The organism is Flavobacterium sp. ABG (assembly GCF_001027725.1).
Lineage (GTDB): Bacteria > Bacteroidota > Bacteroidia > Flavobacteriales > Flavobacteriaceae > Flavobacterium > Flavobacterium cupriresistens.
Window position 1 is genome coordinate 220957 of sequence record NZ_LEKS01000006.1, and the last position, 21823, is coordinate 242779.

At 35.4% G+C, this 21823-nt stretch carries 19 protein-coding genes; 14 read left to right on the forward strand and 5 right to left on the reverse strand.

The features are described 5' to 3' along the window. Positions 1–77: 77 nt before the first annotated feature. Together AB674_RS08595 and AB674_RS08600 are read right to left on the reverse strand one after the other, a co-directional pair. Positions 78–1043: a TerC family protein gene (locus tag AB674_RS08595; protein WP_047775663.1), complete on the reverse strand. Its 966-nt coding sequence runs from the start codon at positions 1041–1043 to the stop codon at positions 78–80. A gap of 267 nt (positions 1044–1310) precedes the next feature. Then, a complete protein-coding gene (locus AB674_RS08600) occupies positions 1311–2327 on the reverse strand; it encodes a glutamine synthetase beta-grasp domain-containing protein (RefSeq protein ID WP_047775796.1) in 1017 nt (338 codons plus the stop codon). A 428-nt stretch (positions 2328–2755) separates the two neighbouring features. Between AB674_RS08600 and AB674_RS08605 the strand changes: the two genes are divergently transcribed. The 14 genes from AB674_RS08605 to AB674_RS08670 all read left to right on the forward strand — a co-directional run bounded on the left by AB674_RS08605 (position 2756) and on the right by AB674_RS08670 (position 18230). Beyond that, on the forward strand, positions 2756–4945 hold the full coding sequence (locus AB674_RS08605; RefSeq protein WP_047775665.1) for a glutamine synthetase III: 2190 nt from the start codon (positions 2756–2758) through the stop codon (positions 4943–4945). Positions 4946–5341: 396 nt separating this feature from the next. Next, complete coding sequence (locus AB674_RS08610) at positions 5342–6190, forward strand: hypothetical protein (protein ID WP_047775666.1); 849 nt, start codon at positions 5342–5344, stop codon at positions 6188–6190. Positions 6191–6254: 64 nt separating this feature from the next. Continuing rightward, positions 6255–6776, forward strand: a complete 522-nt coding sequence (locus AB674_RS08615; protein WP_047775668.1) for a hypothetical protein — start codon at positions 6255–6257, stop codon at positions 6774–6776. A 2-nt stretch (positions 6777–6778) separates the two neighbouring features. Next, positions 6779–7183, forward strand: a complete 405-nt coding sequence (csgH, locus tag AB674_RS08620; RefSeq protein WP_047775670.1) for a curli-like amyloid fiber formation chaperone CsgH — start codon at positions 6779–6781, stop codon at positions 7181–7183. Then, positions 7180–7509, forward strand: coding sequence for a curli production assembly/transport protein CsgE (locus tag AB674_RS08625; RefSeq protein WP_230005111.1), 330 nt, complete (start codon positions 7180–7182; stop codon positions 7507–7509). Before csgH ends, AB674_RS08625 begins: the two co-directional genes overlap by 4 nt. Before the next feature lie 16 nt (positions 7510–7525). After that, on the forward strand, positions 7526–7933 hold the full coding sequence (locus tag AB674_RS08630) for a curli production assembly/transport component CsgF (protein WP_047775799.1): 408 nt from the start codon (positions 7526–7528) through the stop codon (positions 7931–7933). A 1-nt stretch (position 7934) separates the two neighbouring features. Further along, positions 7935–9314 (forward strand): CsgG/HfaB family protein, encoded by a 1380-nt coding sequence (locus AB674_RS08635; RefSeq protein WP_047775671.1) that lies wholly within the window; start codon positions 7935–7937, stop codon positions 9312–9314. A gap of 97 nt (positions 9315–9411) precedes the next feature. Continuing rightward, positions 9412–10896 carry a carboxypeptidase regulatory-like domain-containing protein gene (locus AB674_RS08640; RefSeq protein ID WP_047775673.1) on the forward strand — a complete coding sequence of 495 codons (1485 nt, stop codon included), beginning with the start codon at positions 9412–9414 and terminating at the stop codon, positions 10894–10896. Between the two features lie 156 nt (positions 10897–11052). Then, the gene (locus AB674_RS08645; RefSeq protein ID WP_047775801.1) at positions 11053–12231 is read left to right on the forward strand and encodes an AIR synthase related protein; all 1179 of its coding nucleotides are present in this window, start codon (positions 11053–11055) and stop codon (positions 12229–12231) included. Positions 12232–12460: 229 nt separating this feature from the next. Further along, entirely contained in the window at positions 12461–12817 is a 357-nt protein-coding gene (locus tag AB674_RS08650; RefSeq protein WP_047775675.1) for a hypothetical protein, read from the forward strand. A 50-nt stretch (positions 12818–12867) separates the two neighbouring features. Continuing rightward, a complete protein-coding gene (locus AB674_RS08655; RefSeq protein ID WP_047775676.1) occupies positions 12868–13464 on the forward strand; it encodes a GNAT family N-acetyltransferase in 597 nt (198 codons plus the stop codon). Positions 13465–14279: 815 nt separating this feature from the next. Beyond that, positions 14280–16634, forward strand: coding sequence for a GH92 family glycosyl hydrolase (locus AB674_RS08660; RefSeq protein WP_047775678.1), 2355 nt, complete (start codon positions 14280–14282; stop codon positions 16632–16634). A 273-nt stretch (positions 16635–16907) separates the two neighbouring features. Continuing rightward, entirely contained in the window at positions 16908–17351 is a 444-nt protein-coding gene (locus AB674_RS08665) for a hypothetical protein (RefSeq protein WP_047775680.1), read from the forward strand. Between the two features lie 564 nt (positions 17352–17915). Continuing rightward, positions 17916–18230: a GIY-YIG nuclease family protein gene (locus AB674_RS08670; protein ID WP_047775682.1), complete on the forward strand. Its 315-nt coding sequence runs from the start codon at positions 17916–17918 to the stop codon at positions 18228–18230. 286 nt (positions 18231–18516) lie between these two features. On the opposite strand, the gene AB674_RS08675 is transcribed toward AB674_RS08670, so the two are convergent. The 3 genes from AB674_RS08675 to AB674_RS08685 all read right to left on the reverse strand — a co-directional run bounded on the left by AB674_RS08675 (position 18517) and on the right by AB674_RS08685 (position 21714). Next, complete coding sequence (locus AB674_RS08675; RefSeq protein ID WP_047775683.1) at positions 18517–20376, reverse strand: peptidase M61; 1860 nt, start codon at positions 20374–20376, stop codon at positions 18517–18519. A 111-nt stretch (positions 20377–20487) separates the two neighbouring features. Next, positions 20488–20766: a DUF2805 domain-containing protein gene (locus AB674_RS08680; RefSeq protein ID WP_047775685.1), complete on the reverse strand. Its 279-nt coding sequence runs from the start codon at positions 20764–20766 to the stop codon at positions 20488–20490. A 120-nt stretch (positions 20767–20886) separates the two neighbouring features. After that, positions 20887–21714, reverse strand: coding sequence for a sterol desaturase family protein (locus AB674_RS08685; protein WP_047775686.1), 828 nt, complete (start codon positions 21712–21714; stop codon positions 20887–20889). Between the last annotated feature and the right edge of the window lie 109 nt (positions 21715–21823).

The following is a 21823-nucleotide window of genomic DNA, read 5'->3' on the forward strand; positions in this document are numbered from 1 at the left end:
AAATAAAAACTTTCAGAAATAAAAAAAGGAAATCATTGCGATTTCCTTTTGTATATATTTAAATAGAGATGTAAAGCTTATTTTTCTTTTTCTACAGCCTCCTTGGTTTTACCATACTTCAAAGAAACCAAAATCCCAACTAAAAGCGAGAGTGCGATAAACCCTAAAGAAGCCCATTCCGGAATGTAGATATAATGGTGTAGCAGCATTTTTAATCCGACAAAGGCTAAAATAGCCACCAAACTGTATTCTAAATAACTGAATTTTTCCAGCATATTGGCCAGGAAAAAGTACATTGAACGCAATCCGAGAATCGCGAAAATATTAGAACTAAACACTAAAAAGGGATCAGATGTAATGGCCAGGATTGCCGGAACACTGTCTACGGCAAAAAGTACGTCCATAACTTCAATGACGATCAAAGCAACGAATAGGGGGGTAGCGGCTTTTTTTCCTTTGTCGGTTAGGATGAAAAATCGCTCATGATCCATATGTGAGGTAATCGGAATAATCTTCCCTAAGGTTTTGTATACGAAAGAATCTTTGGGGTTGAAATCTTCCTCTTCACCCGAGAATAACATTTTGATGGCGGTAAAAAGCAAGAAAGCACCAAATACATAAGTCGTCCAGGTGAATTTATTAATTAATAGTACACCAAAGAAAATCATTAGTCCGCGGAAGACGATCGCGCCCAAAATTCCCCAGAATAAAACGCGGTGTTGGTATTTTTGAGGTATTTTGAAAGAAGCAAAAATAATAGCAATCACAAAGATATTGTCAACACTCAAGGACAACTCAATTAAATATCCTGTGATGAATTTCATGGAAGCCACAGCAGGTTTCAGATTGTCCGGATTTGAAATGTAGTCGGTAGTGTACAACCAGTATATTACTCCGGAGAACAGAAAAGAAAGCGTTACCCAGATCAGGGTCCATTTGCTGGCTTCTTTAGTACTAATAATGTGTGGTGTTTTATTGAAAACACCTAAATCTAAAGCTAAAATAAAAACTACGGCTAACAAGAAGAGAATCCAGACTGTCATGATGCTATTTATTAGTGATTTACAAAGATAGTTTTTGATATTAAACTTAAAAAGTAATTATCCAAAAGTTATTTATTAAACCAAATAGGTTTTTAAAACCTGTTAGGTTTAAGACGAAAAGGTTCTTGACTTCGCTCGAACTGACAACGAATCGTTTTTAAAAACCTAACAGGTTTCTAAAACCTGTTAGGTTTAGATAATAAAAGCGGCTAAAAAAAAAGTGCCATCAATTTTGATGGCACTTTTGAATATAATTTAAGCGATGAATTACAAAGCTGATTTTACAGTTTTGATAATTCTTGCTGCGATTTTGTATGGATCTCCATTTGAAGCAGGTCTTCTGTCTTCTAACCAACCTTTCCAGCCTTTTTGAACTGTAATTAAAGGGATTCTGATTGAAGCTCCTCTATCAGAAATTCCATAAGAGAAATCATGAATAGAAGCCGTTTCGTGTTTACCGGTTAAACGTAAGTCGTTGTAAGCTCCGTAAACCGCGATGTGCTCAGCAGTAACAGGTCTGAAAGCCTCACAGATTCTTTCGTAAGTAGCCTGATCTCCACATGTTCTTAAAACTTCGTTAGAGAAGTTAGCATGCATACCAGAACCATTCCAATCGGTGTCTCCAAGTGGTTTTGGGTGGTATTCGATATAGTAACCGTATTTTTCAGTCAAACGATCCAGTAAGTATCTGGCAATCCAGATTTCGTCACCGGCTTTTTTAGCTCCTTTAGCGAATAATTGGAATTCCCATTGTCCACAAGCAACCTCTTGGTTAATACCTTCAAAGTTAATTCCCGCAGCAATACATAAATCAGCATGTTCTTCTACTAATTTTCTTCCGTGTGTGTTTTTTCCACCTACAGAGCAGTAGTACATACCTTGTGGAGCAGGATAACCTCCAACAGGGAAACCTAATGGCAATAAAGTTTTAGTATCCATGATGAAATACTCTTGTTCAAAACCAAACCAAAAATCATCATTATCATCATCAATCGTAGCTCTACCGTTAGAAGGGTGTGGCTTTCCGTCAGCATACATTACTTCTGACATAACTAAGTATCCATTAATACGAGTTGGATCTGGATAAATGGCAACAGGAACCAAAAGACAATCTGAAGAACCTCCCTCAGCTTGTTTAGTTGACGAACCATCAAATGACCAGTTTCCAAGTTCTTCTAATGTTCCTTTGAAATTTTCGTGCTCTTCAACTTTAGTTTTACTTCTTAGATTTTGAGTTGGTTCATATCCATCTAACCAAATGTACTCTAACTTAATTTTAGCCATAATAATATAAATTTTTGTTTTTTTGTTTTTTCGCTGGGTCAAAGATATATTTATTTTTTTACTCCTGAAAATTAGGGGGCTATTTTGTTTGAATGACTATAATTTTTTAGAAAAGCATAATTTTGATAGGGGTGTATTTTGTAAAAAGCATTTTTAAAGGCTTAAAAAGGCAAATTCGTAAAAATTGAGGTTGTTTATTGAATTTTCTGTCTGCTGAATTGCGAAAAAATGTTTGTTTAATGAAGAATACTGCGGTGTTTTGTTATATTTATTCAATTCAAATTAATTATTCTTGGTAAAAAGCTTTTTCTGTTGATAAATCGTTGGATAAAATTCTGTGATTTAAGTTTCAAACAGGGGGTTTAATTCGTTATATTTGTTTTTCTTTTTTTTAGTGAAAATGAGTACGAATTTTTAAAATTATATACATGTCAACATTACGTTTCCAAGCTTTAAAAGAAGCTTCTACAAGAAAGCCGGTACATTTTGAGGAAATAGACAGAAAGTCTAACATTTTTGGTTCAAATGTGTTTAATGAGAAAGCAATGAAGCAATATTTAACTTCAGACGCTTTAAAAGGTGTACGAGACGCCGTTCAGCACGGAACTAAAATAGACAGAAAACTGGCAGATTATATTGCCATGGGAATGAAAGAATGGGCACTTGCCAAAGGAGTAACACATTATACACACTGGTTTCAGCCACTTACGGGGACAACCGCAGAAAAACACGATGCTTTTTTTGAAACTTCTTATGATGGCAGTGATCCTGTTGAAAAATTTGGAGGCGCACAATTGGTACAACAAGAACCTGATGCCTCAAGTTTTCCGAACGGAGGAATCAGAAATACATTTGAAGCCAGAGGGTATACTGCCTGGGATCCTACTTCTCCCGCTTTTATATATGGTACCACTTTATGTATTCCAACCGTTTTTATAGCCTATACAGGAGAAGCCTTAGATAATAAAATCCCATTGTTAAGAGCGTTGTCTGTTATGGATGAGGCTGCAACAGAAGTATGTAAATATTTTGATAAAAATGTCAAAAAAGTAACCGCTACTTTAGGATGGGAACAAGAATACTTCCTTATAGATAAAGCATTGGCAAATTCCCGTCCGGATTTAATGATGACCGGAAGAACTTTGTTGGGACATACTTCGGCAAAAGGGCAACAATTAGACGATCATTATTTTGGTTCTATCCCCACTCGTGCCTTAACTTATATGAGAGATTTAGAGCAAGAATGTATGTTATTGGGAATTCCGGTAAAAACCCGTCACAATGAGGTAGCACCTAACCAATTTGAGTTAGCACCTATTTTTGAAGAAACCAATCTTGCCGTAGACCATAACTCTTTATTGATGGACGTAATGCAAAAAGTTGCAGAGCGTCATGATTTTAAAGTATTATTTCACGAAAAGCCATTTAAAGGAGTAAACGGTTCCGGAAAACACAACAACTGGTCATTGGCAACCGATACGGGAGTGAACTTATTGAGTCCGAGTAAGACGCCAATGAGTAATTTGCAGTTTTTAACCTTCTTTATCAATACTATTAAAGCGGTAAATGATAATGAAACTTTGTTGAGAGCCTCAATCGCAACAGCAAGTAATGACCACAGATTAGGAGCCAATGAAGCACCACCGGCCATTATCTCTGTTTTTATCGGAGCACAATTGACAAAGGTATTATCCGAATTAGAAAGTGTAACCACTGGTAAATTATCACCGGAAGAAAAAACCGATTTAAAACTGAATGTGGTAGGGAAAATTCCGGACGTTCTTTTAGACAATACCGATAGAAACCGAACATCACCATTTGCTTTTACAGGAAATAAATTTGAGTTCAGAGCGGTGGGTTCAACTGCCAATTGTTCGAACGCGATGACTACACTAAATGCTATTGTTGCCAAACAATTAATAGACTTTAAAAAAGAAGTAGATTCGTTGATCGATTCAAAAGACATGAAAAAAGACGATGCTATTTTTAATGTTTTAAGAGAATACATCAAACAGTCTAAAAAAATACTTTTTGAAGGGGACGGTTATAGCGAGGCCTGGGAAAAAGAAGCCAAAAAAAGAGGCTTAAGTAATTTTAAAACTACACCTGAAGCCATTAAAGCCAAAGTCTCTAAGCAGGCATTGGATTTGTTTAGTGAATTGGGAATTTTAAATCACATCGAAGCAGAAGCACGTTACGAAATTGAATTGGAAGAATACACCAAAAAAATTCAGATTGAAGGAAGAGTTTTGGGCGATATTTCAAGAAACCACGTAATTCCTACTGCAATTCGTTATCAAAATACCTTGATTGAAAACGTAAAAGGATTAAAAGAAATCTTCGGAAAAGAATTTGAAACGATTGCAAAAGAGCAGATTGTTTTGATTAAAGAAATCTCCGGTCACATTGAAGGAATTAATTCTAAAGTTGAGGCGATGACCAACGAAAGAAAAACAGCCAATCAGTTAACAGATGCGCAAAAAATGGCAGAAGCCTACTGCGATAAAGTAAAACCTTATTTTGAAGATATTCGTAATCACTGTGATAAATTAGAATTATTGGTAGATGATGAAAGCTGGACATTAACGAAATACAGAGAATTGTTGTTTACAAAATAACATTTGCTGAACATTTATTTAAAGCCTGTCTCAAAAAGACAGGCTTTTTTGCGATTATGTTAAAATTAAGTCGATTATTTTTTAATTTTAACAAATGTTTTAGATTAAATGTAAGGAAATTGCAATAAGTAATTAATTTCTGACGACCTAAAATAACAAAAATAGTAGTTCGTCGAGATAGTGTTACATTTCATCGAAAAGACGTTAATGTATTGTGAAATAGGTATTTGTACTTGATTTTTGTTTGGGTAACTTTTTTTAATTTTGAATCAGAAAAGAGAAAATAAGTGCAAAAATTTGTTTTCAAATGATGTTAGATTCTTAAAGAATTTCACCCCAAGATTCGCTTTAGCCTACATAATAAGTTGTATTAATAACCAATTAAATATATTTATTATGAAAAAAGTAATTTTAAGCATCTCCGCGATGCTATTTGTGGGTGCAGCAGCTTTTGCTCAAGGAAACACTTCTTCTGTGAATCAGGTTGGTAACTCTGACCAAGGTATCGTAAATCAAAACGGACAAACGAATGCTTCTACAATTGATCAATTAGGAAATACCAATAAATCAGAAGTTTATCAAGGTATTATGCCGGGAGTTTACAATGCTAAAAGTAATATGGCAGATGTAAAACAAAAAGGAGACAACAATGGTGCATTTATTTCTCAAAGTAATCACGATAACAAAGCGTATCAAACTCAAACAGGAAACAGTAATGGCGCGACTATCTGGCAAGATCAGATAGCACCACCGGCTTCAGCTCTTGGAGGATGGGATAAAGCAACTCAAACTCAAACAGGAAACTATAATTCAGCTACCGTAGATCAGGGTACAACAGGAAACGAAAAACCAACCGGACTTCCTTTCAATGCTACTCAATTAGGGTATGCAGCAGCAGTTAGTGTTCCGTTTGCTCCTCACAGCCAAAACGAAGCAACCCAAACTCAAAATGGAGATAACAATGTAGCTTATGCTAGTCAAGGTGGAGTTAAAAACAAATCTTGGCAAACTCAAACTTCTCCAACCGGTACTTCTGCAGCTGATAAAAACGTTTCCAACCATTATCAATATGGAAATGAAAATGAAGCAAAAAGTACTCAAACTGGTACTAAATTGACTGAAAACACACTACAAATTGGAGATTACAACAAAGCAACTGTAACTCAAACAGGAGCTTCTCACAGTAGTATTTCTTTCTCAAAAGGAAATTCAAATACGATCTTGGTGACACAATCAGGAATGTAAGGAATAAAATAGATGAGATAGTCGTAGAACGACTATCTCATTTTTTAATTTTAAAAGAGTAAAGATGAAAACTTACATTTTAAATAGTGTCTTGCTTTTGCTTTTTTCGTCCGCATTTTATGCACAGGAGAAAGAAGATAGTCCTTATTTCAGACCATACAGTTCTTCTGTGTTTAATACAAAAGAAGTGGCGCTGAGTGTGATTTCTTCTTTGGATAAAAAAGCGCAGAATGATTTATATGCAAGAATCCAATCGGGAGTTCAGATCCAACAGATTGGAGATTATAATACCGTAAACGCCAATTTAAAAGCAACAGAAGTAAAAGTTTCGGTTAATCAGCAAGGGAATAACAACGAATTGTTTTTAGACAAAAATGCAAAAACAATTACGCAGAATATTATCCAAAAAGGGAATGACAATGCTATTTCTGACTTCACTTTGCATACCAATTATAAGGTAAATACGCAGATGATTCAGAATGGAGATAATCAAAATATTAAAAGTATCGGAACCAATTCCATGTCAAAAAACATGAAGATTACCCAAACCGGAAATGGTGCTTCATTAATTCTTATAAATAAGTAAGTATGCATTTTTTATACAGACATATAACCCTTTTATTACTTGTTTTTACTGCGATATGCTATGGACAGGTTCCTCAGGATAAAATAAAGGCAAAAATAGAGATTGAAAAAATAGAAGGAAACGTAAAAATTACCGCCAGTGCTGAAAATCTCACAGAAGTAATTAGAAGTGCCAGTTATAGATTGTCTGCTATAAAAAATAATAATAAAAGTAATAATCAGTCTAATAATTCTCAGGAAGGGATTTTTACCCTCCAGCCAAGCGAAATTAAAAAATTGTCTACTGCCCAGGTAAATCTGGAACCCGATGATGAAGTAATAGTTTTGTTATTGTTTTATGATGAAAATAAACAAATCATAGCAAAAGATCGTGTGGTGATTGGGGATGAAAAAAAAAAGATGATGTGAAAGTTCTTCCTGTAGACGGGTTTGAGTTGAGAGGTATCATTACAGACGATACGAAAACTAAAATAGGAAAGGATTTTTACGATCGCTATTATTACAGATACAATGATATTGGAATAAATGCTGAAAAAATAGTAACAATAGGCGAAGAATATAGTTTTGCACGAAATACCTCCATATCAATCACTATTGATAATGAAGTTATTTATGAATTTTTAGCCAGACCCGATGATGATTTTTTAGATGCTGTCGCAGAAGAATCTGTAAACGCGACCTATGCCTATTTTAAAGAGAAAGAAAAACAAAGCAAATATTTCACTCAGTATTAACCTTATTATTAGCGATATGAAATTTATTTTAACCACCGCAATAGTAGTATTTCTGATCCCTCTGTCTATAAGAGCCCAGGCCTTGGTGTATAAACCTGTCAATCCGGCTTTTGGAGGAGATACCTTTAATTATCAATGGCTTTTAAGTAGTGCAGAAGCCCAAAATAAGCAAAAGGATAAAACAGTAGATGCCACCCCACAAACCGATTTAGAGCGATTTAAAGCCAATTTAAATTCGCAATTATTGAGTCAGATTTCCAGTACACTCTACAAACAGCAATTTGGTACAGATGGAATCAAAGAAGGATCTTATACTTTTGGGAGCTTTTCAATAGATGTTTACCCGTCAGCAGATGGTTTAACACTTAATATTTTAGATACCAATACAGGAGAGCAGACTCAGGTAATTATCCCAAATCAATAATATGAGATCGCATCACTATTTATGTATCCTAGTCGGAATTCTTTTTACCGGTTGCGGTGCCTATTTCAATCAGCCTACAGGAGTAGAAAAAGCTACTTTAGGTGAGAGCACGCCTGCGACCTCCTTATTAAAAGAATTGCCTAAGCCAAAAGAACCAGTCATAGTAGGAGTCTATAAGTTCAGAGACCAGACCGGACAATATAAACCGCAGGAAAACGGAAGCAGTTTTAGTACAGCGGTCACTCAGGGCGCCACTTCAATTTTGATTAAAGCACTTGAAGATTCCAAATGGTTTATTCCTATCGAAAGGGAGAATATAGGCAACTTACTTCAGGAACGAAATCTAATTCGGGCAACCCGTCAGGAGTATATTAAAAATGCAAATCCAAATGAACCACAATTAACGCCTTTGCTGTATGCCGGAGTTTTATTGGAAGGCGGTATCGTTTCGTACGATTCGAATATTATTACCGGAGGTTTTGGGGCGCGTTATTTTGGAGCCGGAGGTTCGGTTAAATACCGTCAGGATCGGGTGACGGTTTATTTGCGTATGATCTCAACTTCTAATGGGAAAATTTTAAAATCAGTTTATGTTTCTAAAACTATTTTATCGCAGGCAATTGATGAAAGTTTATTTCGATATGTGAATTTTAAAAGACTTTTGGAAGTAGAAACCGGTTATACTACTAATGAACCCGTTCATATGGCCGTGACAGAAGCGATAGAAAAAGCGGTAGAATCTTTGGTTTTAGAAGGGATTAAAGACAATATCTGGCAGGCCGATGCACCAAAAGAAAAAGTAGATGCTTTGTTAGAAGCCTACAGTAAAGAAACAGAAACGGCAGAAGCAACGGCTCTTTACGGAAGACTTTTAGAAGAACGCAGAAGTAAATTTGCTATGGAAATTTCCGGTGGAGGAACATTAATGGACGGTGATTATGCCAATCCCGTTGTAAGACCTTTTGGAAGAGGAGCGTTGAAGTTTTTTATTTCTCCCAGTTTAGATATCAGTGCTTCTACAAACGTGGTAAATCTTGCGAATAAAAACTTACTCGACGTTGGTTACATCACCTTCGATCTTAATCTGGAATGGATTATACTGCCCCGGGACCGGTTTACGCCTTATGTTTACGGAGGTGGCGGATATGCGATGAATCGAAAATTTGAAAACGTTTACGGCAAATTTCAGTACGGTTTAGGTCTTGAATATTTAGCATCGAGAAGAATCGGAATAAAAGTATTCGCAGAACAAAATGTAAATTTTAGCGACAATGTCGATTATATAAAAGCAGGAACCCGAGACGATTACTATTATAAATTCGGATTAGGGCTGACCTATTATTTTGCTAAAAATAAAAATAAAGCAAGTAAGAAAAACTAAAAGGAGCTATGGAGTTGCATTCGAAAAAAGAGGGTACTCTATACGTTAAAATAAAGGAGGAGACAGCAGGAAGTTTAAACTTAAAAACAAATGAATAATGAAGTATTTATACAAAATAGCAAGCGTACTTTTTTTATTGTTTTTGACGGCATGCAGTGAAGAAAAAATAGACGAATCTCAGTTTGGAACGGTTTCAGGAAGAGTAGTTTCAGCAGATACTTTTACCCCTATGGAAAACGTAAAAGTATTTTCGAGTCCAACTTCCAGTATTGTATTTACAGGTGCTGATGGAAAATTTACTATTCCAAACGTCAAAGTGGGTGAATATTCTTTTCAGGCTCAAAAAGACGGGTATATTGCCAAGTTTGAAGCAGTGACGGTTGGAGCTAATAAAGCGGCAGAAATTGTATTCGAACTTAAAAAATCAACAGCAAACAACAAACCGCCAACCGTTCCGGTATTGACAGCACCGACAGATAATAGTACAGGGCAGGTGATTCCATTAGATTTGACTTGGACCGTAACCGATCCCGATGCAGACGAACTGACTTTTAAAATAACAGTAAGGAACAATAAAAACAGCGACGTAAAAATCTATGACGCCGTAAAAGAGAAAAAATTAACCTTGACTGATCTGCTCTACGGTGTAAAATACTATTGGCAAGTTGAGGTAACAGATGGTGTAAATACCCCCGTTTTAAGTGCTTTAAGTAGCTTTACGACAATGGCATTTCCAACGGCACGCTATTTATTGGTTAAAAAGGTAGGTGATAATAATGTGATTTATGCTGCCGATGATGCCGGAAAACAATACCAACTAACAAGTTCTGACAAAAACAGCTGGCGTCCAAGGAGAAATAATCAGGCCAATAAAATCGCTTATATTGCAACAAATGGCTCTCAAAATGATATTTATACGATGAATTTAGACGGAACAGGAGTAAAAAAAGTAACCAGTTCGGTTCCAATTGCGGGTTTCAATTCAAATTATATAGGTTTCTCTTGGAATACTTCCGGTAGCGAACTGATTTACCCCAACTTTGATAAATTGTACAAAATAAGCAGTGACGGAAGTGGTCTCACAAAAATATACCAAACGCCAACAGGTAAGTTTATATCAGAATGTGATTGGAGTGCTGACGGAAAGAAAATTGCTTTAAAAGTAAATGATTCAGATGGTTACGGTGCTGGAATTTATGTCATTAATTTGTCGGGAGTACTAACAACATCAATTGCTTCGGGAGAAGACGGAGCGTTGGGCAGTGTGAATTTTTCAGTTACCGGACAAAAACTCGTTTATACCAAAGATGTTTCAGGATTTGAAAATTCAACCTACCGACAGTTAGATACCAGAATTTTTGAATATAGTTTTCTAACGTCGACTTCGACCCAGATTGTAACGGAGAAGGTATCGGGAACAAATGATTTAGACGTTCGCTATTCGCCTAATGAATCCGAATTAATTTTCACGAACACGTCTAATGATGGTATTTCGGCGAAAAATATTTTAAAAACCAGTATCGGTATTGCCAATTCCAGACAGGTATTGTTTTCGGGAAGTTCGATGCCCGATTGGGAATGATTTAAGGAATGCTAAAAGTTTCAAAACCAGATTTAATAGCAGAATTCGGCATTGCCTAAAAACATGCCGAATTTTTTTGCGAATCAAACAATTGAATCAACCAAAGAATTAAAAAAACTGATTATCTTTGCACCACATCAACACAAACTAATTTTCATGAGTTCAGATTCTAGCAAAAGGTACGCACAAAGAGGTGTTTCGGCATCAAAAGAAGACGTACACAACGCCATAAAAAATATTGATAAAGGTTTATTTCCACAAGCATTTTGTAAAATTGTTCCTGATTATTTAACTCAGGATTCAGACTATTGCCTAATCATGCACGCAGACGGAGCCGGTACAAAATCGTCTTTGGCCTATATGTATTGGAAAGAAACAGGAGATATTTCGGTTTGGAAAGGAATTGCTCAGGACGCTTTAATCATGAATATAGATGATTTATTATGTGTTGGTGCAACCGATAATATTTTACTTTCTTCCACAATTGGAAGAAACAAAAACTTAATCCCCGGTGAAGTGCTTTCGGCGATTATCAACGGAACAGAAGAATTAATCAACGAATTAAAATCTTTTGGCGTGACTATTCATTCAACAGGAGGAGAAACCGCAGATGTTGGTGATGTTGTTCGTACCATTATTGTAGATTCTACCGTAACGGCACGTATGAAACGCAGTGATGTTGTCGATAATGCAAACATCAAAGCAGGTGATGTAATTGTTGGTTTGGCTTCTTTTGGTCAGGCAACTTACGAGAAAAGTTACAATGGCGGTATGGGAAGTAACGGACTTACTTCTGCACGTCACGATGTTTTCGGGAAATATTTGGCTGCCAAATATCCGGAAAGTTACGATGCTGCAGTTCCCGAAGAATTGATTTATTCCGGACAGGTTAATTTAACAGATGCGGTAGAAAACAGCCCGATAAACGCAGGTCAGTTGGTACTTTCTCCAACAAGAACTTACGCGCCAATTATCAAGAAAATTTTAGACACCTATACACCAAACGAAATTCACGGAATGGTGCATTGCAGCGGTGGAGCACAAACTAAAATTTTACATTTCGTTCAGAATTTACACATTATAAAAGACAATTTATTTCCGGTTCCACCATTGTTCAAGTTAATTCAGGAGCAATCAAAAACAGACTGGAAAGAAATGTATCAGGTTTTCAATTGCGGTCACCGTATGGAAATCTATGTACCGGAAGACATCGCACAGGATATTATCGCAATTTCAAAAGCATTCAATGTAGAAGCTCAAATTGTTGGTAGAGTAGAAGCTGCTGATGCTAAAAAATTGACGATTACCAGCGAGTACGGTACTTTCGAATATTAATTTTTTTAAGGTTCTGAGTTGCAAAGTTTCTAAGTTTCTGAGATTTGTTCGCACAGATGAGACTGAAAACTGAGACTGCGACTGAGAGCTTTCTAATTAAACAGTTACGCTTCTATAGGAGCTAAAAAAAAAATAGTAATCCGATAAGCTATGTAAGTTCATCCGGGCACAACGCCAACAATTTAAATGAACTTACATAACTTATATGGTTTAAAAAAAACACTAGATTATGTACGAATTACTTTTTTGGAGATATTTAGACGAAATTTACCTGAACCATCATGAAGTTTATGAAGCTCTTGTGGAGAACGAAGAGGTAAATGGACTTGAAAAACTTCCGGTAGACGTAATTATGAACCGAATCAAATCGGTGTTTTCTCAATGGGAAAAAGTCGATGAAAACAGTTGGAAAAATCCAAAAGGAAAAGGAGCATTTCAAGTAATCACCACTCCACAAAGCATACGAATCGATTGTTACGGAACCGAAGGCAAAACAATGAATCAGTTGGTAAGCCTGATGGAAGAATTCAAATGCCCGTTGTACGACCCACAAGTACCGGAACGTTATGATGAAATGAGTGAGTAATCGGATTTCATTAAATTAAAAAAGAACGATTTTCTAAAATAAATACTGCAATGAATTTTAGTTTTACCTCCACCATAGTACTCGAAGATGACTCCGTTCTACTGCGTCCGCTACAGGAATCAGATGTAGAAAATTTACTGGAAATTTCTATTAATGAACCTGAAACCTGGAAATATTCTTTGGTAGGTGCCGATGGGAAAGAAAATCTGATTAACTATATTCAGTCTGCTATAAAAGCAAGAGAAAATCAAAAGGAATTTCCTTTTATTGTTTTCGATAAAAAATCTCAGAAATATGCAGGTTCAACTCGTTTTTACGATATGAGCCTGGACTATAAAACCCTACAATTAGGATATACCTGGTACGGTTCTGCCTTTAGAGGAACAGGACTTAACAAACATTGTAAATTTTTACTGCTACAATTCGCTTTCGAAACGCTGGGTATGGAGCGCGTTGAATTTCGTGCCGATAATAATAACCAAAGAAGTATTGCCGCCATGAAAAGTATCGGCTGTAAAGTCGAAGGTGTTTTACGCAGCCACATGCCAACAGCCAATAGTGAAATCCGTCGTGATTCTATTGTTTTGAGTATTCTAAGAAACGAATGGTTTGATGAGGTAAAAGAAAATTTAAAGCAAAAATTGTAATTTTAGGTGTAATTAAAGTTGAACACGAATTGCACGAATTTTCACGAATTAATTATTGACATTCTTTGTGGGGAATTTTTTGCCACTGATTAAAGAATTAAAATGATTTAGCCAATGCACAGTTCACAAAGAAATTAGTGCAAATTTGTGTAATTCGTGACGAAAAAAGGTTGAACACGAATTGCACGAATTTTCACGAATTAATTATTGATATTCTTTGTGGGGAATTTTTTGCCACTGATTAAAGGATTAAAATGATTAGGCCAATGCTGTAGCTCACAAAGAAATTAGTGTAAATTAGTGTAATTCGTGGCGAAAAAAGGCTGGACACGAATTACACGAATTTTTACGAATTAATTATTGATATTCTTTGTGGGGAATTTTTCGCCACTGATTAAAGGATTAAAATGATTAGGTCAATGCTGTAGCTCAGAAAGAAATTAGTGTAAATTAGTGTAATTCGTGGCTAAAAAATCCTACCTAACTCTTACTATTTGACTTGATGCTAAACCAAGATATTCAAAAGGGATTTAATTTACTGTCATTTTAATTTTTTAGAAACCAATTTTATTGTATTTTTCTACCCGGAAATTAAAACTTTAAGACTGAGTTACTAAATCGATTTTGTAATTGATTTTCAGTAGGTTAATGGATTGTTTTTTGGGCGTAAAATAGAGTGCTGTAATCGCATTTTAGGAACCGGTCGATTTATTAATTCTTTAATTGAAAGTGACTCTAATTAATATTTCGAATATATGCACAAACAACCTCTATGGAGGAGTATTAACTTTCTAACGAATAATAAAACCAAAAGAATGATTAAACCAAGCATTTTAAAAGCTGTGAAGTATCGTAAAACCCTTTTGTTATCATCATTTTTGATGATCGCAGGTTCTTACACTATCGAAGCACAGAAAAAAAAGACAGATTTAAAAGATCTGATTCAGTACGTTGATCCAATGATTGGGACAGCCAAAATGGGGCATACCTATCCGGGTGCCACGGTTCCGTTTGGAAGTGTACAGTTAAGCCCCGAAACCGATACAATTGCTTACGCTTCAAACGGGAAGTACAATGGCGAAGTTTATAAATATTGTGCCGGTTACCAATACGAAGACAAAACAATCGTAGGTTTCAGCCACACCCATTTTAGTGGAACAGGACATTCTGATTTGGGAGATTTTTTGATCATGCCTACAACGGGAAAATTGCAATTGAATCCCGGAACAGCTTCCAAGCCTTTGTCAGGCTATCGATCTGCCTTTTCACATGCAACAGAAAAAGCAGAAGCGGCCTATTACAGTGTTCTTCTGGAAGATCATAAAATCAAAGCAGAACTCACGGCTACAACGCGTGTCGGAATGCATCAGTATACTTTCCCTAAGTCAGATGAGGCACATATTATTCTCGATCTAACTTCAGGAATTTACAACTATGATAAAAAGAATGTTTGGACTTTTGTTCGCGTAGAAAACGATACTTTAATAACAGGATATCGCCAAACCAGTGGATGGGCAAGAACCAGAACGGTTTATTTTGCCATGTCTTTCAGTAAACCTATTAAGAGTTACGGACAAGGTGCTCTTGAAAAAAGTGTGTACAGAGGTTTTTGGGGAAGATTTGATCAAACAAAGAATTTTCCTGAAATGGCGGGACGTGACCTGAAATTATTTTTTGATTTTGATACTCAGGAAGGCGAAAAAATCAAAATTAAAATGGCTTTATCTCCTGTGAGTTCCGCCGGTGCTCTTGAAAACATGAAGAAAGAAATTCCAGACTGGGATTTCGAACGTGTTAAAAAACAAAGTCAGGAAGTTTGGAACAAAGAGTTGAATAAAATTCAAATCGAAGCCTTACAAAAAGAAGATCTGGTTAACTTTTATACCGCGATGTATCATTCGTTTTTAGGGCCAACAGAATACATGGATCTTGATGGTACGTACAAAGGTTTGGATATGAATGTACACAAAGCCGATAATTTTCGTAATTATACCAGTTATTCTTTATGGGATACCTATAGAGCTTTGCACCCGTTGTTTAATATTGTACAACCGGCAAGAAATTCAGATATGATCAGTTCTATGCTGGCACATTCAGATCAAAGTGTACATAAAATGCTTCCGATCTGGTCGCATTATGCCAACGAAAATTGGTGTATGATCGGTTATCATTCCGTTTCGGTAATTGCAGATGCTATTGTAAAAGGAAATACCAATTTTGATCCCGAAAAGGCACTTCAGGCTTGTGTAAATACCGCTAAAGTTCCGTATTACGACGGTTTAGAATTTTATATGAAAAAAGGGTACGTTCCGGAAGACAAAAACGGAGCTTCGGTTTCTAAAACTTTAGAATATGCTTATGACGACTGGGCAATTGCTCAGGCCGCTAAAAAATTAGGCAAAACCGAAATTTATAATGAATTTATTGAAAGGTCAAAAAACTATAAAAACGTGTATGATGCCAAAACAGGTTTCATGCGCCCGAAATTAAATGACGGAACTTTCAAAAAAGAATTTGATCCTTTAGATACACACGGACAAGGTTTTATTGAAGGAAATTCATGGAATTACAGTTTGTATGTACCGCACGACCCGGCTGAAATGATAAAATTAATGGGGGGTAATGATAAATTTAAGGTTCGTTTAGATTCTTTATTTAATATGCATCTGCCGGAGAAATATTTCGAAAATACAGAAGACATTACAAGAGAAGGAATCATCGGGAATTATGTTCACGGAAACGAGCCATCACACCACGTAGTTTATCTGTACAACTGGACCAATTCACCGTGGAAGGCGCAAGACAAGATTAGAATGATTTTGAAAAAAATGTACCGTAACGGAGCAGACGGTTTAGGAGGAAATGATGATTTCGGACAAATGAGCGCCTGGTATATTTTTAGTAGTTTAGGATTTTACCCTGTAGCCCCCGGTTCTGACGAATATGCTTTAGGAAGTCCATTAGTAAAAAATGCGATTTTTAATCTGGAAAGCGGTAAAAATTTCGAAGTAGAAACGGTAAACCAATCAGATAAAAATGTGTTTGTGAGCAAAGTTCTTCTAAACGGAAAATTACTTTCAAAACCTTTCTTAAAACACTCAGAGGTGATTAACGGAGGAAAAATTACGTTTTATATGAGCAGCAAACCTAATAAGAGTTATAAGTTATAAGCATCAAACTCAATAAAGAAGAATTTTTAATCTGACAGGTTTTTAAGACCTGTCAGATTTCCTCATAAGTTAATGTCCCCCTGAGCGAAGTCGAAGGGCTTTTAAAACGAACAGGGCTTCGACTTCGCTCAGCCTGACAATGGGGTAGTATTGAAATTTGCGAAAATTAGCGCAATTCGTGGCTAAAAAAACATTGCAAACAAAAAAGACAAACATAATGGAGTTTGCAAAAAACTTCACGAAATTTGCCTTTCAAATAAAATTACAATCACTATGAAAATAAATCTAAAATCGGGAATTGATAAATTGCTTTTCGGAATGAAGCAAAATGATGTAACGGCAGCTTTAGGAAAACCGGATAAAAATTACAATGACGAAGATGATAATGTAATTTTCGTATATAATGCCCAAAAAATAAGATTGACTTTTTATCAGGAAGAAGACATGAGGTTAGGTTATTTAGTAGCTTCAGCCAATGATTTAGAAGTTTTTGGATTCAAACTAATCGGAAGAAAAATTGCTGATGTAAAGAAAGATTTGGCAACAAAAGGAATCACAAAATACAATCAGGAAACCTTTGATACTTTCGAGAATTACTTCAACGAAGACAACTGGTTTATTCTTCAAACCGAATTTGATGAAGTAGTAAAATTTGAAGTTGGAGCAATTATCAACGACAAAGACGAATTTGACTGGAAATTCCCGGTAAAAAAATAATTTTAAAACAAAGGCTTTTAGTAAAACTGAAAGCCTTTGTTGTTTTGGGAAGGTTGTTATTCTAAAGATGTAGCTCGTGAATTCGGTTGTTCTTGGGATTTTTTTGCCATTTTCGTTGTCCGAGAAATCACACGAGAAACTCCGCTAACTTTTTCCGCAATCTTGTCATTCTGAGGAACGAAGAATCCTCGCAAGAAACTCCGTCCGCAATCTTTTCATTCTAAGGAACGAAGAATCCTCGCAAGAAACTCCGAAAAGCAAAATTCATGACAATCGATTCAGCGAACGAAGATTCTTCGTTCCTCAGAATGAAACACTAGGCGGTGGCTGCGGATATTATTTCTCATTTCAAATAACAAAAAAATCTGTAAATATAGCCTGTCATTTCAGGATCATCGTCAAAAAAAAAACGCAATCTTGTCATCCTGACGAAGGAAGGATCTTAGTAAGTAACTCCACAAAGGATTATTTAAAGAGATGAGTATTATATTTTTTCATTACTTAAATAAGAAAAATCTTTCTTTTTTTATTTCAAAAACAAATTAAAACTACTACTTTAGCTTTATGAAATTACAAGAAGGATATCATACTTACTACATTTATATAATTACGAACAAATCAAAGACTGTTTTATATACTGGAGTAACCAACAGTTTAAAGACTCGTTTGCATCAGCACAGTGAAAACTGCATAACGGGTAAAATAACTTTTGCGTCAAGATACAAAGTAGAGTTTCTGCTTTACTATGAAAAATTTACTTGGATTCAAGAAGCGATTAGTCGGGAAAAAGAAATAAAAGGTTGGCGAAGGGACAAGAAAATGGAACTGATTAAAACAATTAATCCCGATTTGGATTTTTTGAATTATTTATTTGTTTAAAGCTTTAGAGATTTCGTGTTTTAATTCTTTGTAGAGCTACTTACGAAGATCCTTCCTTCGTCAGGATGACAAGATTGCGGTTAATCTTTGTCTTTTTTTCTTGTTTTGTTGCCTTAAATGGTCATACCTATGTTAGAAATCTTCTCAAAAAATAGGTTATGCATTCTTAAAATGTCGAGTTACTTGTAAAGATTCTTTATTCGAATGGCAATTTTTCCATAAAACATATTTTCATAAAAAAAACCGACAATCACTTGTCGGTTTTCTCGTATTCAGATTAAAAAGATTATCCTTTTAACCAAGCATTTTTAAGTTTCTCTTTTGAAGCATCGGTAGCTTTAAAAGTTTCTGTCTCTTCATACGGTAATTTTACAGTTCCTTTTATAGTTTGCGCTGCACCATCACGTTTAATTTGAAGCGTGATAGCATCATTTTCTTTCCAGTTTTCACTTTCTGTAATTAACTCATAGATGTTCGTTAATGAGTATGGTTTATTGTTTACAGATACAATGATATCACCACCTTTTAAGTTTAGATTTTTGAAAAAATCATTTGGCTCAATATCCGAACGAACCGCAATCTCTTTGGTTTGTTTGTCAATTGTGATATAAGGAGTTTGACCTTTTAAGAAAATTGAACCCGGTTTTTTCTCTGTTGCTTTTGTTACACCAACTTTAGCTAAATAGGTGTCATAAGGAATTGGAGTAGTACCTTGTACATATGTTTTTAGGAATTCACCCACTTCAGGATACGTCAATTCTGTGATTTTTGCAAAAAGTTCATTGTCGTTAAACGGTTTGTCTATACCATATTCATTAGATAATTTATGCATTAGATCAAGGATTCCTCTTTCTCCGTTGCTTTTTTCTCTGATGATGATGTCAATACACATACCAATTAAAGCTCCTTTTTGATATACGTTTAGGTATTGATCTTTATAAGGTTGCTCTAAAACATTCGCACTCATTACCGTAAAAGACATTGTGTCGTTTAAACGTTTAGCTTGTTCGATTTTATCAGCAATACGAGTGTAGAATTCAGCTTCATCAATTAAACCTTGATTGATTTGAAAAAGATTCGCAAAATATTCTGTTACCCCTTCGTACATCCATAAATGCTCAGACATTTTTGGTGCGTTATAATCAAAATATTGAATTTCTTTTGAATGGATCGTTAATGGTGTTACGATATGGAAAAACTCGTGAGAAACCACATCTTTCATAGATTCTACCAACTTTTCTTTTGGCATAGATTCCGGTAAAACTACCGTTGTAGCAGTAGGATGCTCTAAAGCTCCAAAACCATGCGCGTCATCTTTAGCCATGCTTGATAAATACAACAAAACCGTGTATTTTTTTGTAGCATTTACTTTTCCTAAAAAGTTCTTCTGAGCGGTCATCATCGTTTTCATTTCCGGAGTGATACTTTCAGCCGTAAATTTTCCTGTCGGAGAATATACCGCAATCAAAATATCCATTCCGTTTACATTAAACGTAGTGTAATCCGGTTTAGAATACATAATCGGATTCTCAACCAAAACGGCATAACGTGGCGTAGAAAACACATCACTTGTTTTGCTTGCGTCTTCGTCTGTCATTGACGTTGCTCCCCAAAGTGCTTCAGGGTGTGTGATGGTAACTTTATAAGGAACATCTAACTTATCTTTAAAATACCCAACAAAACCGTGTGTATTGACCATGAAGTTCACTCCCGCGTTGATATTAGTTCCGGCTGGTGAGAAAACATCGTCATTACCAAATCCGGTTCCTTTTTCAGTATCAAAAGTATCACCAACTAAATAGGTGATTTTTTTTAATGTTTTAGCATTTGAGATTGACCATGAATTATCGTCAATTCTTTTTACTGTTAATGCATTTCCTTTAGCGTCAAAAGCTTTGAAATCATCAGAATATTTACCGTAATTATCAGTAGAATAAGTCCCCGGTACTGTTTTAGGAATACTGTAAATTACCTCGTCTGTCTTGATTTGTGGAGGTGTAACGGTTACTAAAACCTTATCGTCTTTAACATCTGTAAGGTTAATGTTAACGTCGACCGTATTTGATTTTGCAGCTCCGGAAGAAGTACCGGTTTTACAGCTCCATAATGTTATGGCGAGCGCTAAAGTGTAAATTATTTTTTTCATTATGTTTGAGTTTAGTTATCTGTGTTGGACTGACAAAATGTAAAATTGTTACAGAATTGTCAGGAAACTTTTAAAAATAAAAAAAAACTCCTGATTCACAGGAGCTTTATTTTAGTCTAGTTTGTTCTTTATATAATATTTGCCATCCAAATCTTCATCAAAATCATCAATTTTAACGGGTTTTGGTTTTGGTTTATTTGCTAAAGCTTTCTTTTTCCACATCTCAAATTTTTCAAGAGGCATCTTCTTCTTCAAGATTTCCAGTACTTCTTTTTCTGCCAATCCAAATTCTTTTTTGATAATTTCAAATGGATTCTTTTCTTCCAGGGCTAACGAAACAAGTTTTTCCGTTTGCTCCCAATTCAATTCTTTGCGGTTACTCTTTTTCATCTCGTGAAAATTAATTCAAAAATAGGGGTTAATGATTAGTAGATTGATTTTCAATTTATATATCAATATTAATAAAAAAAATAATTAGTTGGTTCGATCGAGTATATTTTTTTTGTGTTTTTAACTGTTTTTTGCTGATCTTGATTCCTGAAAGGGAATATGAAGTAGATTTTTTAATTTATTGTTTTCTTCAGGCTCCATATGAGTGTCTACACCATAAACGATGTGTTCTTTCGGAAGCGAGGTAAAAGTTCCGAAAAGACGGTCCCAAATCGAGAATATATTTCCATAATTACTGTCTGTATAGGGCAAAACATAATGATGGTGCACTTTATGCATATTGGGAGAAACGAGAAAATAACTCAAAAAAGCATCTAGCTTTACAGGCAGCGAAATATTCGCATGATTGAACTGAGAAGCTATTACGGATAAGGATTGGTACAAAAACACCATCCACATCGGACTTCCAACCAGTAAAACCCCAAGTGTAGTAAATACAAAACGAATGACACTTTCTCCGGGATGATGTCTATTGGCACTTGTGGTGTCTATCCAGGTATCGGTGTGATGTATTAGGTGAAAGCGCCACATGAATTTTACTTTGTGCTGTACAAAATGGACCAAATAAGCGCCAATTAAGTCTAAAAGCAATAATCCGATAATGGTGTATAATGCAATCGGGATTTCCGGTAGCCAATTTAAAATTCCAAAATGATGTTCCGTAGTCCAATTGGCAGTTTGAATCAAAATAAAAGCCAGAATAAAATTGACAATAATCGTCGTAAAAGTGAAAAAGAAATTGAGACCTGCATGATTCCATTTTTTATATTTCATTTGAAATAGGGGAAAGGCATTCTCAATTAACCAAAAAAGGGTTATTCCTCCAATCAGAATTAAACTTCGGTGGGAAGAGGGAATCGTGCTAAAATAGGCTATTATTTCGTTCATGATTCTATAAAGGATTTTATCAAATTTAAGTAATTTAATGAAATGTAGGGACAAAAGAAGTGATTGTTTAGCTTTTACGATCTCGCAAAGTCGCTAAGCCGCTAAGTTT

Excerpts from the sequence above, each read along its gene's own strand:
- AB674_RS08595 (WP_047775663.1), bottom strand. The coding sequence starts at position 1,043 with ATGACAGTCTGGATTCTCTTCTTGTTAGCCGTAGTTTTTATTTTAGCT.
- AB674_RS08600 (WP_047775796.1), bottom strand. The coding sequence starts at position 2,327 with ATGGCTAAAATTAAGTTAGAGTACATTTGGTTAGATGGATATGAACCA.
- AB674_RS08605 (WP_047775665.1), top strand. The coding sequence starts at position 2,756 with ATGTCAACATTACGTTTCCAAGCTTTAAAAGAAGCTTCTACAAGAAAG.
- AB674_RS08610 (WP_047775666.1), top strand. The coding sequence starts at position 5,342 with ATGAAAAAAGTAATTTTAAGCATCTCCGCGATGCTATTTGTGGGTGCA.
- AB674_RS08615 (WP_047775668.1), top strand. The coding sequence starts at position 6,255 with ATGAAAACTTACATTTTAAATAGTGTCTTGCTTTTGCTTTTTTCGTCC.
- csgH (WP_047775670.1), top strand. The coding sequence starts at position 6,779 with ATGCATTTTTTATACAGACATATAACCCTTTTATTACTTGTTTTTACT.
- AB674_RS08630 (WP_047775799.1), top strand. The coding sequence starts at position 7,526 with ATGAAATTTATTTTAACCACCGCAATAGTAGTATTTCTGATCCCTCTG.
- AB674_RS08635 (WP_047775671.1), top strand. The coding sequence starts at position 7,935 with ATGAGATCGCATCACTATTTATGTATCCTAGTCGGAATTCTTTTTACC.
- AB674_RS08640 (WP_047775673.1), top strand. The coding sequence starts at position 9,412 with ATGAAGTATTTATACAAAATAGCAAGCGTACTTTTTTTATTGTTTTTG.
- AB674_RS08645 (WP_047775801.1), top strand. The coding sequence starts at position 11,053 with ATGAGTTCAGATTCTAGCAAAAGGTACGCACAAAGAGGTGTTTCGGCA.
- AB674_RS08650 (WP_047775675.1), top strand. The coding sequence starts at position 12,461 with ATGTACGAATTACTTTTTTGGAGATATTTAGACGAAATTTACCTGAAC.
- AB674_RS08655 (WP_047775676.1), top strand. The coding sequence starts at position 12,868 with ATGAATTTTAGTTTTACCTCCACCATAGTACTCGAAGATGACTCCGTT.
- AB674_RS08660 (WP_047775678.1), top strand. The coding sequence starts at position 14,280 with ATGATTAAACCAAGCATTTTAAAAGCTGTGAAGTATCGTAAAACCCTT.
- AB674_RS08665 (WP_047775680.1), top strand. The coding sequence starts at position 16,908 with ATGAAAATAAATCTAAAATCGGGAATTGATAAATTGCTTTTCGGAATG.
- AB674_RS08670 (WP_047775682.1), top strand. The coding sequence starts at position 17,916 with ATGAAATTACAAGAAGGATATCATACTTACTACATTTATATAATTACG.
- AB674_RS08675 (WP_047775683.1), bottom strand. The coding sequence starts at position 20,376 with ATGAAAAAAATAATTTACACTTTAGCGCTCGCCATAACATTATGGAGC.
- AB674_RS08680 (WP_047775685.1), bottom strand. The coding sequence starts at position 20,766 with ATGAAAAAGAGTAACCGCAAAGAATTGAATTGGGAGCAAACGGAAAAA.
- AB674_RS08685 (WP_047775686.1), bottom strand. The coding sequence starts at position 21,714 with ATGAACGAAATAATAGCCTATTTTAGCACGATTCCCTCTTCCCACCGA.